Genomic DNA, 14,177 nt, shown 5'->3' on the forward strand with positions numbered 1-14,177 from the left:
GGGGGTAATTGGATGCAGAGCAGTTTTCTGAACAGCCTGGGGTTTGACCCCGGAATTCTGATGATTGTGCTTCTTCTGATCATGGCGCTTGTTTTGTTTTATCTCGCACATGTGTCGATGAAGATGAGCCGTTTCCTGAAACGGTATAAGCTTTTTATGAGAGGAAAAGATGGTGCTTCTCTGGAAAAGGCGATGGAGAGTGAATTCATCGAGGTTGAGCGGATCGGCGAGCAGTGCAAAAACCAGGCGGCTGAGATTCAGCATATCAAGGATATCATGAGAAGGACGCCGATGAAGACCGGAATCGTGAAATATGACGCATTTCCGGACGTCGGCGGAAGAATGAGCTTCGCCCTGGCTCTTCTGGATCAGGACAACACAGGCTTTGTTCTGAATGCGATTCACAGCAAGGAAGGGTGTTATACCTATATTAAGGAAATCGTCAAGGGTGAGTCTTATATCGTTCTGGGCGAAGAGGAAAAGGAAGCGCTCAGGCAGGCCGTCACAACTTATTCAAACAACATAAGTCATGTTTAAGGCTGAGATGAGACTGGACGAATCATCTGAATTGGGATACAGTCTTAGGGCAGAGCCGCAGAAACAGTCAGCATATTAAAAATCAGACCGCCCCGGTTGACAAGCGTGTCACCGGGACCTTTGAGAGAGACATCGGGAGGAAATTGAAAGATGCTGGATATTAAATTCGTCAGGGAAAATCCGGATATTGTCAAGGAGAACATTCGGAAGAAGTTTGAGGATCAGAAGCTTCCGCTTGTAGATGAAGTGATTGAGCTGGACAGACAGAACCGTGAGATCAAGCAGGAGCTGCAGGCACTGCAGGCCGACCGCAACCGCATTTCCAAGGAGATTGGAAAGCTGATGCACGAGGGCAAAAAAGATGAAGCGATGGCTGCAAAGGAAGAGGTAACAAAAAACCAGGCCAGAGTTGCAGAATTGTCCGAGAAGGAGAAAACAGTCGAGGAGGAGCTGAAGAAGAGGATGATGGTCATCCCGAACATCATTGATCCGTCAGTCCCGATCGGCAAGGATGACTCGGAGAATGTCGAGCTTCAGCGGTTCGGGGATCCGGTTGTCCCGGATTATCCGATTCCGTATCATACAGAGATCATGGAAAAGCTTCATGGAATCGACATGGATGCGGCAGGCCGCGTTGCCGGCAATGGCTTCTACTATCTGCTCGGCGATATCGCAAGACTTCATTCTGCCTGCCTTTCCTACGCAAGAGACTTCATGATCGACAGGGGATTCACCTATGTCATTCCGCCGTACATGATCAGAAGGGCTGTCGTGGATGGTGTGATGTCCTTCGATGAGATGGACGCGATGATGTACAAAATTGAGGGAGAGGATCTGTATCTGATCGGAACCTCAGAGCATTCAATGATCGGCCGGTTCATTGGTGAGACGATCGATGCGGACAAGCTTCCGCTGACACTGACCAGCTACTCTCCGTGCTTCCGCAAGGAGAAGGGCGCACATGGCATCGAGGAGAGAGGTGTCTACAGAATCCACCAGTTTGAGAAACAGGAAATGATCGTCATCTGCGAGCCTGAGGATGCGAACAAGTGGTACGACAGGCTGTGGCAGAACACGGTTGATTACTTCAGAAGCCTTGAGATTCCGGTCCGCACGCTGGAGTGCTGCTCCGGCGATCTGGCTGATCTGAAGGTAAAGTCCCTCGATGTCGAGGCATGGTCTCCGAGACAGAAGAAGTATTTCGAGGTTGGATCCTGCTCGAATCTTGGAGATGCGCAGGCCCGGCGCCTGAACATCAAGATCAAGGGAGCGGACGGAAAGAAGCATCTGGCGAACACACTGAACAACACCTGTGTGGCACCGCCGAGAATGCTGATCGCGTTCCTGGAGAATCATCTGCAGGCAGACGGAAGTGTTACGATTCCGGAGGCGTTGCAGCCATACATGGGCGGAAAGAAGGTTCTCGTTCCATAAGAGTGTCTGATCTATACGGAGCCGGATGCCGGAAGGGCCGGCGGAGGATCTGTAAATATGGAGGAGTGTGGTGAAGAAATCCTATGCATGCATACCTGAGATCGATCGGTCTGACAGATGATCGCATAACTGAAAAGGACATCGAGAAGATCTGCGACAGGGTCTATGAGAAATATGACCATATGGAATCGGTCAGGGATGAGGATACAAAGGCAACCTTCCTCGAGTTTTCCAAGGAGCTTGGAAAGGGATTCGGCCTGAAGGTGCTGGGCATGCAGGACAGCTTTGGCTTCCACCGTACTTCCTACTATCCATATGTTGTGGGCTCCGATGAGGGCAGTGACGGAAGCGTCGGAATTCAGAAGAAGCTGATGGGAGATGCCTTCATCGGCGTCTGCAATGACGGACATGTCGGTGCCCCGCTGATCTTTACACTTCAGAACCCGGGGTGTTATCTCAGAGGTCTGAAGGAAGACCCGCAGCACGAAAGCCGCGTGACAACCACATTTTCAGCGCTTGCGAAGTGGGGCCGGATTCTTCTGCCGACAAGAAACCTGGAACACCGCCTCATGGAGACTTCCTCCGATTGGGCGGAGGAGCGGGTTGAGACAATTCAGCGGGCGAAGATGGGCGACGATGAGGCCATGAAGGAGCTGACGGTACAGAATCTGGAGCTGTATGGAAAGGCTCAGGACCGGATCAAGGATGGAGAGGATATTCTGTCGGTTGTGGATACGTATTTCATCCCTTACGGGATGGAGTCGGATCAGTATCATATCCTGGCGAACATAGACCGCGTGAGGGAAGAACACAGCAGTGTCACGGGAGAGGTTGTCTGGAAGATGCTTCTGAACTGCGGAGGCCTGCTGTTTGATGCATGCATGACAGATCAGGACCTGGAAGGGCTTCCCCTTCCAGGCATGCGGCTGAAGGCGGATATCTGGATGCAGGGGCGGATCAACTTCCTGCTGCCGTCGGCAGTATCCTGATTATGACAATGCAATTGCGTCCGGTCTTCTGACAGGTCAGTGTGTATCGCTGTCGATCAGATGCGAATCATATTTCGAGTGGAGAATCTGCTGAGCGGAGTACAGACCGTAATAGCCCGAGGAGACATAGGAAAGAGCGACTGCCATCATGTAATAAGGAAGCCCCCCGATCCCGAACATTTCCAGACAGATAAAGAGGGAGGCAACAGGTGAGTTTGTGACACCGCAGAACAGGGCACCCATGCCGATGGCCGCGCAGAAGGAGGAGGGAAGGCCCATCAGTCCTCCCAAAAAGCTGCCGAAGGTAGCACCGATGTAGAGGGCAGGGACGATTTCACCGCCCTTGTAGCCTGCAGCTAGGGAAAGCGCGGTGAAGAGAATCTTCATCAGGAAGGTATACCAGTGGATATCTTCTGCTTTGCCTGAGAGCGCTTCCTCGATGATATGGATGCCCGTGCCGTTGTATGTATGGCCGCCTGTCAGCCAGGTCAGGAGAAACAGAACCGACCCCAGTGCCAGTGCCCGCAGATAGCGGTTCTTCAGCAGAGACTGGCTGTATCTTGAAATCCTCTGGATCGCCAGACAATACAGGATGCTGACAAAACCGGTGCAGATTGCCAGAAAGGCGAGCTTTGAGACGGTCAGTGCACTGAATGCAGGAGGTGCGCTGATCAGATAGGATTCACCGGGAACGCCACACCAGTGTGAGGCAACCGCTCTTGCCGTGAAGGACGCGAAGGTAACCGGAACGATGGAGCCATAGTTCATCATGCCGACATCGACCATTTCTATGGAGAAGAATATGGCAGTCGCCGGTGTCCCGAAGACAGCAGAGAAGGCGGCAGCCATTCCGCAGATGACCATGGTCCGCCGTTCTTTATGATCAAGATGGAAAAGATGTCCCATCGCATGACCGATGCTTCCGCCAAGCTGGAGAGCAGCGCCTTCCCTTCCGACCGACGCGCCGCACAGGTGCGAGAAGATGCTTGAGACAAAGATGGCAGGTGCCATACGGAATGGAATCTTTTCCCCGCAACGGATCGAGAGGATGACCATGTTGGTTCCCTTCGCCTTATCGTAGCGCAGCATATGATAAAATAAAAAGATGATGGCGCTCCCGACCGGGAGCAGGAACATCATGACCGGATACCGGAAGCGGATGCCGGTGACTGCTGTCACGCCTCTTGCAAACAAGCCGCCGACAACGCCGCAGACAATCCCGCAGGCCATTGCCATGGCAGCCAGCACCAGGACGTGGAGAGTCCCGAAAAAGATGACCTTGAACTGCTTGTGTAGCTGTGAATCCATCGCATTTTCTCCTGGCTATACATAGTGAAGGGCTCTAAAAAATGATACACCATCTTCTTCATTATAGATGAGCGGTGTCAACCGGACAACAGAAAACAGGCAGGAATGGTATAACTGCCAGGGGGCCGGTCAGCAGACCGGACCCGGGGATATACCATTCCGAAAGCCGTTCAGAGGAAAGGGGTTATGGTTATGTATACACAGATTTATTCCATTCAGACAAAAGAGGAAGCGCTTGCCTGCATCGATGCCGGGGCAGACCGGATCGGTCTTCTGGTTGGCGTGCACGGCGGAAAGTTTCCCTGCGCGATCACGGAGGAGAAGGCAAAGGAAATCTTTGATGCCATCAAGGGAAAGGCTGTCCGTATTCTGATCTCTGTCGGAGAGACGGCGGATGAAGTACTTGCGCAGACAAAAAGGCTGATGCCGGATGTTCTGCACCTGTGCGCAAACTATGATGGGGATCCGGCGTTTGCGGCTCGTCTGCGCCGTGAGATTCCGGGCGTCCAGCTGATGGAGGCAGTCGGCATCACGGGACCGGAAAGTGTCAGGGAAGCAGAGTACAAGGCGACATTTGCAGATGTTCTGATTCTGGATACGGTGTCAAAGACGGTTCCGGGTGTCGGAGCAGCCGGCGAGGTGAATGACTGGAACATCGACCGGGAGATCGTGGAGAAGGTGAATGTTCCGGTGATCCTTGCAGGCGGTCTCGGACCGGACAATGTGGCGGATGCGATCAGGGCTGTGCATCCGTACGCGGTCGATTCTCTGACCAAGACCTCTGACAAGGAGAACGGAGAACTGGTCCGGAAGAATATCGGAAAGGTCCGGGAATTCTGCCGGATCGCGCATTCCTTCGAGTGAGGTGGAGCTGTGAACGTGATCTGTGTAGGGGATCTGTGCTGCGACCTGATCGTGCCTTACGGCGGGATGCGTTCAGCCCTTGCGAGAGGAGATTTCTCAAAGGAAACCGCCGATTCAATGCTGGTCCGGATGCAGTGCGGGGGTTCGGTTGCGAACGTCGCCCGGAATATCGGAAAACTGTCAGATTCAGAGAGCCGGCCTCGGTTCATCACGCCGTTGAAGCTGGATGAACTAGGGCTGTACCTGGAAGGAGAGATGGAGAAGGCAGGCGTGGACATGAGCGGCGCTGTGCCGTGCGACAGGTCGAACATGTACTGCATTGCCGTTCTGGATGAGAGCGGCGAGCGGACGATGTTCTGCTTTGTGCCGCCGTGGGCGGATTACCCGCATTTTACAGCAGACAGCTTCCGGAATGCGCCAAAGGCGGAGAGAGGGGATATCGTCTTTACGAGCGGGATGGCATTCCTGGATGATGCTGCAAACAATGCAGCTGTTCTGACGTTCTTCAAAGAGCAGAAGGAGCACGGCGCAACTGTGATCTTCGACTTGAATGTCCGCGCCGAGTCCTACGGGTATGCGGGGGAGCGGAAGGCTTCCATGGAGCAAATGATTGCCATGAGCGACCTGGTGCTCGGTTCAGGCAGTGACGAGTTCAGCCAGGTGACGGGCCATCCAGGCCAGATGGCCGCAGCAGAGGTGCTCATGGACAGGATGTGCGGAAAAGACAGAAGCGGGCAGCCGAAAACAGTGATTGCAAGGGATGGAGCTGATCCGATCCTTGTGATGTCCTCTTCCGGGCAGCAGCGGGATACCTGGATTCCGGTCAGGCCGGTGAAGCCTGTATCGACTCTGGGAGCCGGCGATGCCTTTGACGGTGCATTCATTCATGCCCTTTCCGGCGGGAGTACGGTTCAGGAGGCAACAAGGGCGGCGTCTGACTATGCCGGACGAGTGATATCCGGACAAGCGTGATAGAGCCGTGCGGGAAGCGGCGGTCGTGTGATCTGACTGCTCTTAGATGATTCGATGGAGAAGGTTCATTCAGCAGATCTTTGAGCTGGTGTGGCTGGAGTGTCACAAGGTGGCAGATCAGGAGAAAAAAGCGGGAGCTGAACGGTTAGCTCCCGCTTTTTGTGTATGTACAGGTGCAGATTCTCAGTTCTGGTAATGGACCTGCTGGCCCTTGATCAGATCATAGGTGACGACCGTGTCGCCGTCCAGATTCTCGTGGTGCATGTCGACGGCACTGATCTGGCTGTTCTCATAGGTTGTGTAGTAGTAGATGCCGAGATCCAGGTTGCAGCAGCTTGAGTAGATTGTGATCTCATACTTGTCCTCGCCGAGCTTGCAGAGTCCGCGCTGCTGTTCAACGCTGCCGAGGATGTGGAAGAACTGACTGATACTTGCGGACTCAGAGTCGTCCGACAGGGAGTTCATCCGTGTGAAGGCGACCTTCACGAATCTCGAAGCGGAGGAAAGATCGCCCGGAAGACCCATGCCGCCCATGCCGCGGCTGTACGGATGAAGATCGAGCCCTTTTGCGAAGGCGCAGGGCAAGGCCGATTCTACAGACAGGTTCCGGTAATCTGCCAGGCGGTTCATCTGCATGTCAAAAGTCGGATTGTTTGTCATGACACCGACCGGATCGTCATAGACATGAAGGCCGGACGCTGTCTGCTCGACGACGATGACATCCTTGCCGTCAGCGACCATCCAGTGCAGCGGATTGGTGGGGAGCTTGTCGCTGAAGGGTTCATTCGTGATGTTGACGTGCGAGAGAAGGACCTTCGCCTCCTCTGTTGTGCTGCAGAGTGAGAGAACATAGGGGATCAGTTCAAATGAAGCGATGTTGTCCTTTCCTTCCTGTGGATCTTTGAAGTCGCAGTTGTCCGGGAAGTTCAGACCGGCCATTCCGAGCCCTTTTTCATTCATGGCATCGTAGTAGAGCGGGAAGCCGTCCACGACAAAGGCCATGCCGATGATCGCCGGGTGCTTCATGACAGATTTCACATTCCTGAACTGGAAGGGATAGTTGCGGGGTGTCACCGCGACCTGCTCATGGTAGGAGTATTCCAGGTCCAGGTTCCGCCCAAAATAGTGACATCTTGTATTGTACGTTGCTGCAGTGCACATATCAGATACCTTCTTTCCGATCATCCGAAAGGGGTGATCTATGACAAATGATGAAAACATACCTGCAGTATATATCATTTTGAAAGGATGCTCAAACAAGTTCACAGAAAGAACACATACAGAAACACGGTATCGAAGATCAGGGCCATTGCAGCAGAGACAGAACAGAGTTTGCAGGATGGAAGCTTACCTCTTACAGTATGTTCAGACATGGTACCTGTCGCGAATCTTCTTTTTAGCCTCGTTTACGCGGTCCTTCAGCTCACCGGCGGACATCCGCCGCGCACCTGCACTGAAGATGATCATCTGGACGATTCCGTCTCCGGTGGCAACTGTCACGTTCCCCTTCTTTGCGAGAGAATGTGTCAGTTCCATGATGTAGGAATCTGCGGTTTCTGCCTCCTTTGTGTAGATGATGTCGACATTGCCCTGATGGAGGATGTGCCGCTTGCCGCCGTGAACCTTGTAGGCGTCAAATACAATGATCAGCCTGCCGCTCTGCGTGCCTTGGAAATCAGACAGGATTTCTGTCAGCTTGCCCGCTGCGGAATCGAGGTTGACTGCTGCCAGCTCGCGAAGCTCCGGCCAGTTGAAGATGATGTTGTAGCCATCCACCAGGAGATAATCCTCACGGGCAGAATTGGCAGATCCTGGGGGCACGGATCCAGTGCTCCGGTTCTGTGAAGCGTACGGGCGATCCGGGCCATCGGAACTGTCCTTGCTGCTGCTGGCAGGCAGCCCGGCGCTGCGCTCAAGAGAGCCGTCACGGCTCCAGAGCCCCGTTGAATCATCCGGAAAGTCATTGGCAGGGTCGTGAAGCGGTGTGTTCCAGGAGGAACCCTTGTATGTCTGCTCGAAGATCCGGCGCAGCTCCTCCTCCCCGGCGCTGATGTCATGCTGCTGCTGTTGCCAGGACTTCTTTTCTGCTGTCTGCGCCTTGCGCCACTGGGATGAAAAGGTCTGCCTGCCATCTTCCTGTCTGCCGTCCATCGGAAGCCTGCCGTCTGGGGCCTGCTGCGTATCCGGGTGCCAGCCGGTGTCGACATGCATGTAGCTTCGCACCTCATTCCACGGAATGGTCACGCCAGCGCCATGCGAGCAGAAGACCGAATCAGCCGGCTGCTCCAGGTCGGAAGCGGGATCATATGCAGTCTTGAGAATGACATCCCCTGGATTTCTGCAGGGCTCGTACCCTGACAGAGAGAAAGAAATCTGACCGGTTCCGTGTGTGTAGGCACGTACTTCGGAAGCGTAATCACCCGTTTCGACAGCCGGGACAAAGCCGGTCACCTGTGCCCGCACGCCATCCCCGCCGATCGGGTCCAGACGACCATCCATCCGCTGGATGTCGCTCATCAGCCGTCCGATAGCATCCTGCGGAATCTCTGCCTCAAATCTGTACCATGGCTCGAGGAAGATACTCTCAGCCGACATCAGACCCTGCCGGAGTGCGCGGATGGAAGCCTGGCGGAAATCGCCGCCCTCAGTGTGCTTCTCGGATGCCCGGCCTCCAATCAGTGTGATGTGCAGATCGGTGATCTCCGATCCGGTCAGGACGCCCCGGAAATGGACACTCGTGAGGGCGGACAGCACAAGCCGCTGCCAGTTCAGCGGGAGAGCATCGGTGCTCAGGTTCGTATCGAAGGTGATGCCGCTTCCACGCTCCGCCGGCTCCAACAGCAAATGCACTTCCGCGTAGTGCCTGAGGGGCTCATAGTGGCCGACACCCTCGACCGGGGCAGCAATCGTTTCGCGGTAGACGACGGAAGGCGACCCGAAGGAGATGGACATACCGAAGCGTTTTTCACAGAGATTCCGGATGATCTCCGTCTCAACCTCGCCCATGATCTCAGCGGATATCTGTTTTGTGCGCGGATCATATTCGATTCCAAGCATCGGTTCTTCTTCCTGAAGAAGTTTCAGGTTATGCAGGGCCGTCACCGGGTCCGTGTCATCAGTGAGGAGGATGGCGCTTCGAAAGACCGGCAGGATCAGCTGCTCCGATACGGAGCGGCGCTGCAGGGATTCAGACAGCATCACAGCAGTCTCCGGAACTTTCGGAAGACTGTCTGACCGTCCGGCTGCTGTACAGGCTTCCGTGGAGCTGTCTGGCTGTCTGGCTGCCGCACCGGTTTTCGGGGAGCTGTCTGGCTGTCTGGCTTTTGCGTGATCTCCCGTGGAGCCGACCGGCTGTCCGGTTCTTGCGCCGTCTCTCAGAATCTGACCGGCGGATACAGTGTCGAGCCCTGTGGCGCAGACGATCTGTCCTGCTGGAGCCTCACGCAGGACGCTGAAACTGTCCCCGGAATACTGGCGCAGCTGGTCAACCTTGAGTGTGGAGGGAGCTGAAGCACCAAAGCCGGACGGTTCGTCCGGAGAACGCTGTGTCCCGGAAACGGTGACTTCCATCTTCGCGTGCAGCGTGCCGCCGAGCACCCGCATCCAGGCCAGTCTGGTTCCGGCTGCGTCTCTTGATATCTTGAAGACCTTCGCCGAGAAGGTACCTGGAAGCGTCGGTTCTGCGGTATAGCGGGAAAGCCCTCTCAGAAGGGTGTCCACACCGGTATTTTTCAGCGCGGAACCGAAATAGACGGGAAACAGTTTCCGGGAGGCGATGAGCGCAGCAATTTCGCAGGTGGAGGGGACCTGCCCCAGCTCCAGATACTGCTCCAGCAACCTGTCGTCGCAGACAGCCAGCGCCTCTGCTGTCTCAGCATCGAAGTGCTCAGGATCTGTATCCGGAAGCGGAATGCAGGCTGTATCCAGCGAGCCGGACAGCTCCTTCAGGACAGGATCCGGCTCCATCCCTGGCTGATCCATCTTGTTGACGAAGAGAAAAACCGGAATATGGTAATGCGCAAGAAGCCTCCAGAGCGTGCGTACCTGGCCGGTCACGCCATCCGGGGCACTGATGACCAGAACCGCGTAGTCCAGGACAGAAAGCGTGCGCTCCATTTCCGGAGAAAAATCTGCGTGCCCCGGCGTATCGAGCAGCGTGATGTCCAGACCTCCGAAGTCCGGAAGGGAGAGCTGTGCCTGCTTCGAGAAAATGGTGATGCCGCGCTGTCTCTCCATGCTGTCGGTGTCGAGATAAGCATCACCATGGTCGACACGCCCCTGCCTGCGTATGGCGCCGGACAGATAGAGCAGACTCTCTGAAAGCGTCGTCTTTCCGGCATCAACATGGGCAAGAATGCCAAGGACGATGTGGCGGCGGTTGGAAGTGATTTCGTGACTCATACAGAAACCTCATCATTTATTATCAATTATTAGAGTACAGGAACAGGCAGCAATCAGCCGCGAGGGATTTCATGTTGGGAGACGGAGGGGCTTGTCCGGATAAACCTTCGGAACCTGGCTGCCGCATAGGGCAGCGTGGACTCATCGCGGTAAGCAAGACAGGTGCGCCTCAGAACAGGTTCCTTCAGTGGCCGGACAGCGACAGCCTTGTCGAAACCGCGGATGACGTTGTGGAACAGCAGCGCGACGCCAAGCTGGCTGCGCACCATCGACAGGATGGAGTAGTCGTCATAGACTCGGTAGGCGATCTGCGGGCTCAGACCTTCGTCATGGAAGGCGGTCAGGATGGTGCTGTAGCGGCCTTCATCAAGCAGAATGAAAGGTTCCTGTTCCAGATCGCGGAGCGATAACACTTCCCTTGCGGCGAGCGGATGCTGAGGCGGGAGCACTGCCAGCATTCGGTCTTCATAGAGATAGTCGTGCGGCAGTTTTCCGGCCATCACCTCTGCCATAAAACCGAGGTCGATCTGTCCGGATTCCAGCCAGTCATGGATCTCGTCATAGTCTCCCTGGTGGAGCTCAAAGGATACGCCGGGATAGGCATTCCGAAAGGTCTGCATGAGCGGCGGCAGAAAGTCGCGGCTCACGCTGGTGAAGGTTCCGATCCGGATCACCTGGCCGCTCAGCCCCTGCATCTCTTTGCTTTTGCGGGTGAGCGCCTGCTCAGCCGCGTAGATGGCGGTGATATACGGTGCGTATGCCTTGCCGTCCTCCGTCCATGTGATGTTATGGCGGCGACGGTCAATCAGGCTGGTGGAAAGTTCTTCCTCCACCGATTTGACTGAAGCGCTGATGGAACTCTGCGCGTAGCCGAAGTGCTCCGCCACCTTTGTGAAGCTGCCCTCCGCGATGACCTCGCAGAGAATGCCATATTTCGACAGCATGTTCTCACTCCTGTTCTGACGATATAGTATCGAAATAAACGATATATCTATTATAATCATCAATTTTTCAAATCACAATTCCTGTACTACAATTTCAGCTGAAGATGGAAAGTAGGGGACCGGATCGAAGAAGCACCGGGACGGAGTTTCAATGGAGTCTGAATGGACAAACGTCCATCGAATCATGGATGTGCGGGATGGCAGAAAAAGGATGGGAGCGTACATGGGAAGGAAACAAGAGAATTTAAAGCGGGATGGATGGCGCAGGGAGTTTTCGGAAGGCGTGCGCGATGCCGTCCCGATTGCGCTGGGATATTTCGCTGTTTCATTTTCGCTTGGGATTGCCGCTCACCTGATCGGCATGACACCGGTTCAGGGGTTCTTCCTCAGCTTTCTGAACAATGCGTCTGCCGGAGAATATGCAGGAATCTCTGCGATTGCTGAAGGGACATCGCTTGCGGCGCTGGCAGTTCTGATTCTCATCACGAATGCGCGCTATCTGCTGATGAGCTGCGCGCTCAGTCAGAAGCTGAGTCCTGATGTCGGCATTCTGCAGCGGCTGATTCTGGCGTGGGGCGTCACGGATGAGCTCTTCGGACTGGGTGTCTCCCGTAAGGGATATGTACAGCCCTCATATTTGTATGGCGCAGATGTCACTGCCCTCAGCTGCTGGGCGGCTGGCACTGTGGGAGGCGTTATTGCCGGAAATGTTTTTCCGCCGGCTGTTGTCTCTGCTCTAAGCGCCTCGATCTTCGGCATGTTCCTGGCTGTGATTCTGCCGCGCGGGCGAAAGGACAGGGCGACGCTGATGGTGATTCTGAGCGGGTTTGGGCTGAGCGGTCTTTTTGCCGCAGCGCCTGCCCTGAATCAGATATCCGGAAATATGCGCGTCATTCTGATGACACTTGTGATCTCCGCAGCCGCGGCTGTCATAAGACCGGTTCAGGAGGAGACAGCAGAAGCAGAGATCGAGCAGGTGAAGTCCGAACAGAAGAAGCCAGTACGGGAACCGCTAACAGCCAGAAAGACTGCGGGAGCGGCATAAGCAGGCAACCGTCGTGTCGGCTGCTGCTGCCTGTGCGTTGATAGCGGGAGCAGTTGAAGCAGGCTTTGTATAAGCAGATATGTGAGGCAGAATATGAAAGCAAATTCAATCAGGATCTGGGAATGCATCTTTGTACTGGCGGCAGTGAGCTATGCGCTCCGGGTACTGCCGCTGACACTGATTCGGAAACCGATTCAAAACCGGTTTGTGCGCTCATTTCTATACTATATTCCGTATGCAACCCTGTCGGTCATGACAGTGCCGGCGATATTCTCCGTTACATCGAACCCACTCGCCGGAATTGCCGCACTCATTCTTGCCGGACTGACTGCGTGGTTTTCCTCGAATCTTTTTCTGTCGGCAGCCGTCGCTTCCATCGCTGTCCTGATCGTACAGATGCTGGTGTAAGGCTTTTCAATATGAAGTGTTTCGTTCATAATACTTTACTCACAATTTTCTGAAGCTCCGGGACCACTTCCGCGTAGAACCAGGGATTGTTTTTCTGCCAGCGGACGTTCAGAGGACTCGGATGCACAATCGGAAAGAAGTCCGGCAGATATTCTGCATAGTTCCGCACAGTCTCTGTCAGGTTCCGCTTCGCACACTTTCCCAGATAATACCGGATGGAATAGCTTCCGATCAGAATGGTGACCTGTATGTCTGGCATCAGCCGGAGCAGCTTTTCGTGATACTCCTGTGCCATGAAAGCTCTGGGCGGCAGATCACCTGTTTTTCCCTTTCCCGGATAGTAAAAATCCATGGGCATGATCGCAATCTGATCTGAGTAGAAGGTCTCCGGATCGATGCCCATCCATTGCATCAGTGTGTTTCCCGACTGGTCGTGAAATGGAATGAGGCTCTGTTCCACCTTTTTCCCGGGCGCCTGCCCGATGAGAAGAATCCTTGCCTTCTCATGAATCTGGAAGATTGGAGGGATGCCTCGTTCTGTGTAAGAGCGGTTTCGCTCATCAGCCATGATCTGGCTTGTGATTTCATCAAGGTTCATGTCTTTATTCTGTCTATGCTGTTTGATTGTTGTCATGAGAATATCAAAACAGAGCCGGGGCCTTCTGTCAATACAGATGGCTCCGGCTCTTTGTTTTTTGAAGAATGAAATTCTGCTCTCAGCCTGGGATCAGTCTTCTTTCTTCAGGCTGGAAGACTTTCCGGCAATCTTTGAGTAGGTCGCCAGAAGCAGCGTCCCGAGAACACCGATGATGATGATGTTCCCAAGGAATGCAAATGCACCCTGCAGGAATACCTTTGTCGCCGGTTCAGCATACACGGCGATGTCGAGCACCGGTGCGACAATGATCCATGCAACGGCATTGGCAATCACCTGCACGATATTGAACAGAACCATCTTTCCCTTTGTGAAGCCGCCATCGCTTACAGCGAACTTTCTGGCAAATGCGCCGATTGCGATTCCGACAACAGCCTCCGGGAATACCCAGCTCCACCAGACCGATCCGTAGTAGAGCGCGTCACCCAGTGCATGTCCCAGCAGGCCGATAACGGCGCCTGTCGCCGGTCCGAAGATCGCGGACAGGAATGCAAGAACCGCCATTCTTGGCTGCAGGGAAGTGTTCGGAATTCCGATCGGAATCTACACCTCCGTCAGAACCACGAACAAAGCCGTTCCAATGCCGCAGGCGACCACATTTTTGATGCTGATCTTATTTT

At 54.5% G+C, this 14,177-nt stretch carries 13 protein-coding genes; 7 read left to right on the forward strand and 6 right to left on the reverse strand.

Features of this window, described 5'->3' with window-relative positions:
• Positions 1-12: 12 nt before the first annotated feature.
• The 3 genes from FYJ35_RS12700 to FYJ35_RS12710 all read left to right on the forward strand — a co-directional run bounded on the left by FYJ35_RS12700 (position 13) and on the right by FYJ35_RS12710 (position 2,960).
• Complete coding sequence (locus FYJ35_RS12700; RefSeq protein WP_154527118.1) at positions 13-537, forward strand: DUF4446 family protein; 525 nt, start codon at positions 13-15, stop codon at positions 535-537.
• A gap of 150 nt (positions 538-687) precedes the next feature.
• A complete protein-coding gene (gene serS / locus FYJ35_RS12705; protein WP_154527120.1) occupies positions 688-1,971 on the forward strand; it encodes a serine--tRNA ligase in 1,284 nt (427 codons plus the stop codon).
• A gap of 83 nt (positions 1,972-2,054) precedes the next feature.
• Entirely contained in the window at positions 2,055-2,960 is a 906-nt protein-coding gene (locus FYJ35_RS12710; protein WP_154527122.1) for a DUF3881 family protein, read from the forward strand.
• A 36-nt stretch (positions 2,961-2,996) separates the two neighbouring features.
• On the opposite strand, the gene FYJ35_RS12715 is transcribed toward FYJ35_RS12710, so the two are convergent.
• Positions 2,997-4,268 (reverse strand): chloride channel protein, encoded by a 1,272-nt coding sequence (locus tag FYJ35_RS12715; RefSeq protein ID WP_154527124.1) that lies wholly within the window; start codon positions 4,266-4,268, stop codon positions 2,997-2,999.
• A 186-nt stretch (positions 4,269-4,454) separates the two neighbouring features.
• Here FYJ35_RS12715 and FYJ35_RS12720 point away from each other — a divergent pair, with 186 nt between their 5' ends.
• Together FYJ35_RS12720 and FYJ35_RS12725 are read left to right on the forward strand one after the other, a co-directional pair.
• Positions 4,455-5,132: a phosphoribosylanthranilate isomerase gene (locus FYJ35_RS12720; RefSeq protein ID WP_154527126.1), complete on the forward strand. Its 678-nt coding sequence runs from the start codon at positions 4,455-4,457 to the stop codon at positions 5,130-5,132.
• 9 nt (positions 5,133-5,141) lie between these two features.
• Positions 5,142-6,104, forward strand: a complete 963-nt coding sequence (locus tag FYJ35_RS12725) for a carbohydrate kinase family protein (protein ID WP_154527128.1) — start codon at positions 5,142-5,144, stop codon at positions 6,102-6,104.
• Positions 6,105-6,287: 183 nt separating this feature from the next.
• On the opposite strand, the gene bsh is transcribed toward FYJ35_RS12725, so the two are convergent.
• The 3 genes from bsh to FYJ35_RS12740 all read right to left on the reverse strand — a co-directional run bounded on the left by bsh (position 6,288) and on the right by FYJ35_RS12740 (position 11,449).
• A complete protein-coding gene (gene bsh, locus FYJ35_RS12730; RefSeq protein ID WP_154527130.1) occupies positions 6,288-7,265 on the reverse strand; it encodes a choloylglycine hydrolase in 978 nt (325 codons plus the stop codon).
• A 204-nt stretch (positions 7,266-7,469) separates the two neighbouring features.
• A complete protein-coding gene (locus tag FYJ35_RS12735) occupies positions 7,470-10,505 on the reverse strand; it encodes a translation factor GTPase family protein (RefSeq protein ID WP_154527132.1) in 3,036 nt (1,011 codons plus the stop codon).
• 53 nt (positions 10,506-10,558) lie between these two features.
• Complete coding sequence (locus FYJ35_RS12740) at positions 10,559-11,449, reverse strand: LysR family transcriptional regulator (protein ID WP_205839837.1); 891 nt, start codon at positions 11,447-11,449, stop codon at positions 10,559-10,561.
• Positions 11,450-11,672: 223 nt separating this feature from the next.
• On the opposite strand from FYJ35_RS12740, the gene FYJ35_RS12745 reads away from it, so the two are divergent.
• Together FYJ35_RS12745 and FYJ35_RS12750 are read left to right on the forward strand one after the other, a co-directional pair.
• Positions 11,673-12,494, forward strand: coding sequence for an AzlC family ABC transporter permease (locus FYJ35_RS12745; protein ID WP_154527136.1), 822 nt, complete (start codon positions 11,673-11,675; stop codon positions 12,492-12,494).
• Between the two features lie 93 nt (positions 12,495-12,587).
• Positions 12,588-12,902 carry an AzlD domain-containing protein gene (locus FYJ35_RS12750; RefSeq protein WP_154527138.1) on the forward strand — a complete coding sequence of 105 codons (315 nt, stop codon included), beginning with the start codon at positions 12,588-12,590 and terminating at the stop codon, positions 12,900-12,902.
• A gap of 25 nt (positions 12,903-12,927) precedes the next feature.
• On the opposite strand, the gene FYJ35_RS12755 is transcribed toward FYJ35_RS12750, so the two are convergent.
• A complete protein-coding gene (locus tag FYJ35_RS12755) occupies positions 12,928-13,500 on the reverse strand; it encodes a uracil-DNA glycosylase family protein (protein WP_154527140.1) in 573 nt (190 codons plus the stop codon).
• Positions 13,501-13,629: 129 nt separating this feature from the next.
• Positions 13,630-14,100, reverse strand: a complete 471-nt coding sequence (locus FYJ35_RS12760) for an ECF-type riboflavin transporter substrate-binding protein (protein WP_328597090.1) — start codon at positions 14,098-14,100, stop codon at positions 13,630-13,632.
• Positions 14,101-14,177: the final 77 nt, after the last annotated feature.

It is taken from the genome of Porcincola intestinalis (genome assembly GCF_009696445.1).
Taxonomy (GTDB): Bacteria; Bacillota; Clostridia; order Lachnospirales; family Lachnospiraceae; genus Porcincola; species Porcincola intestinalis.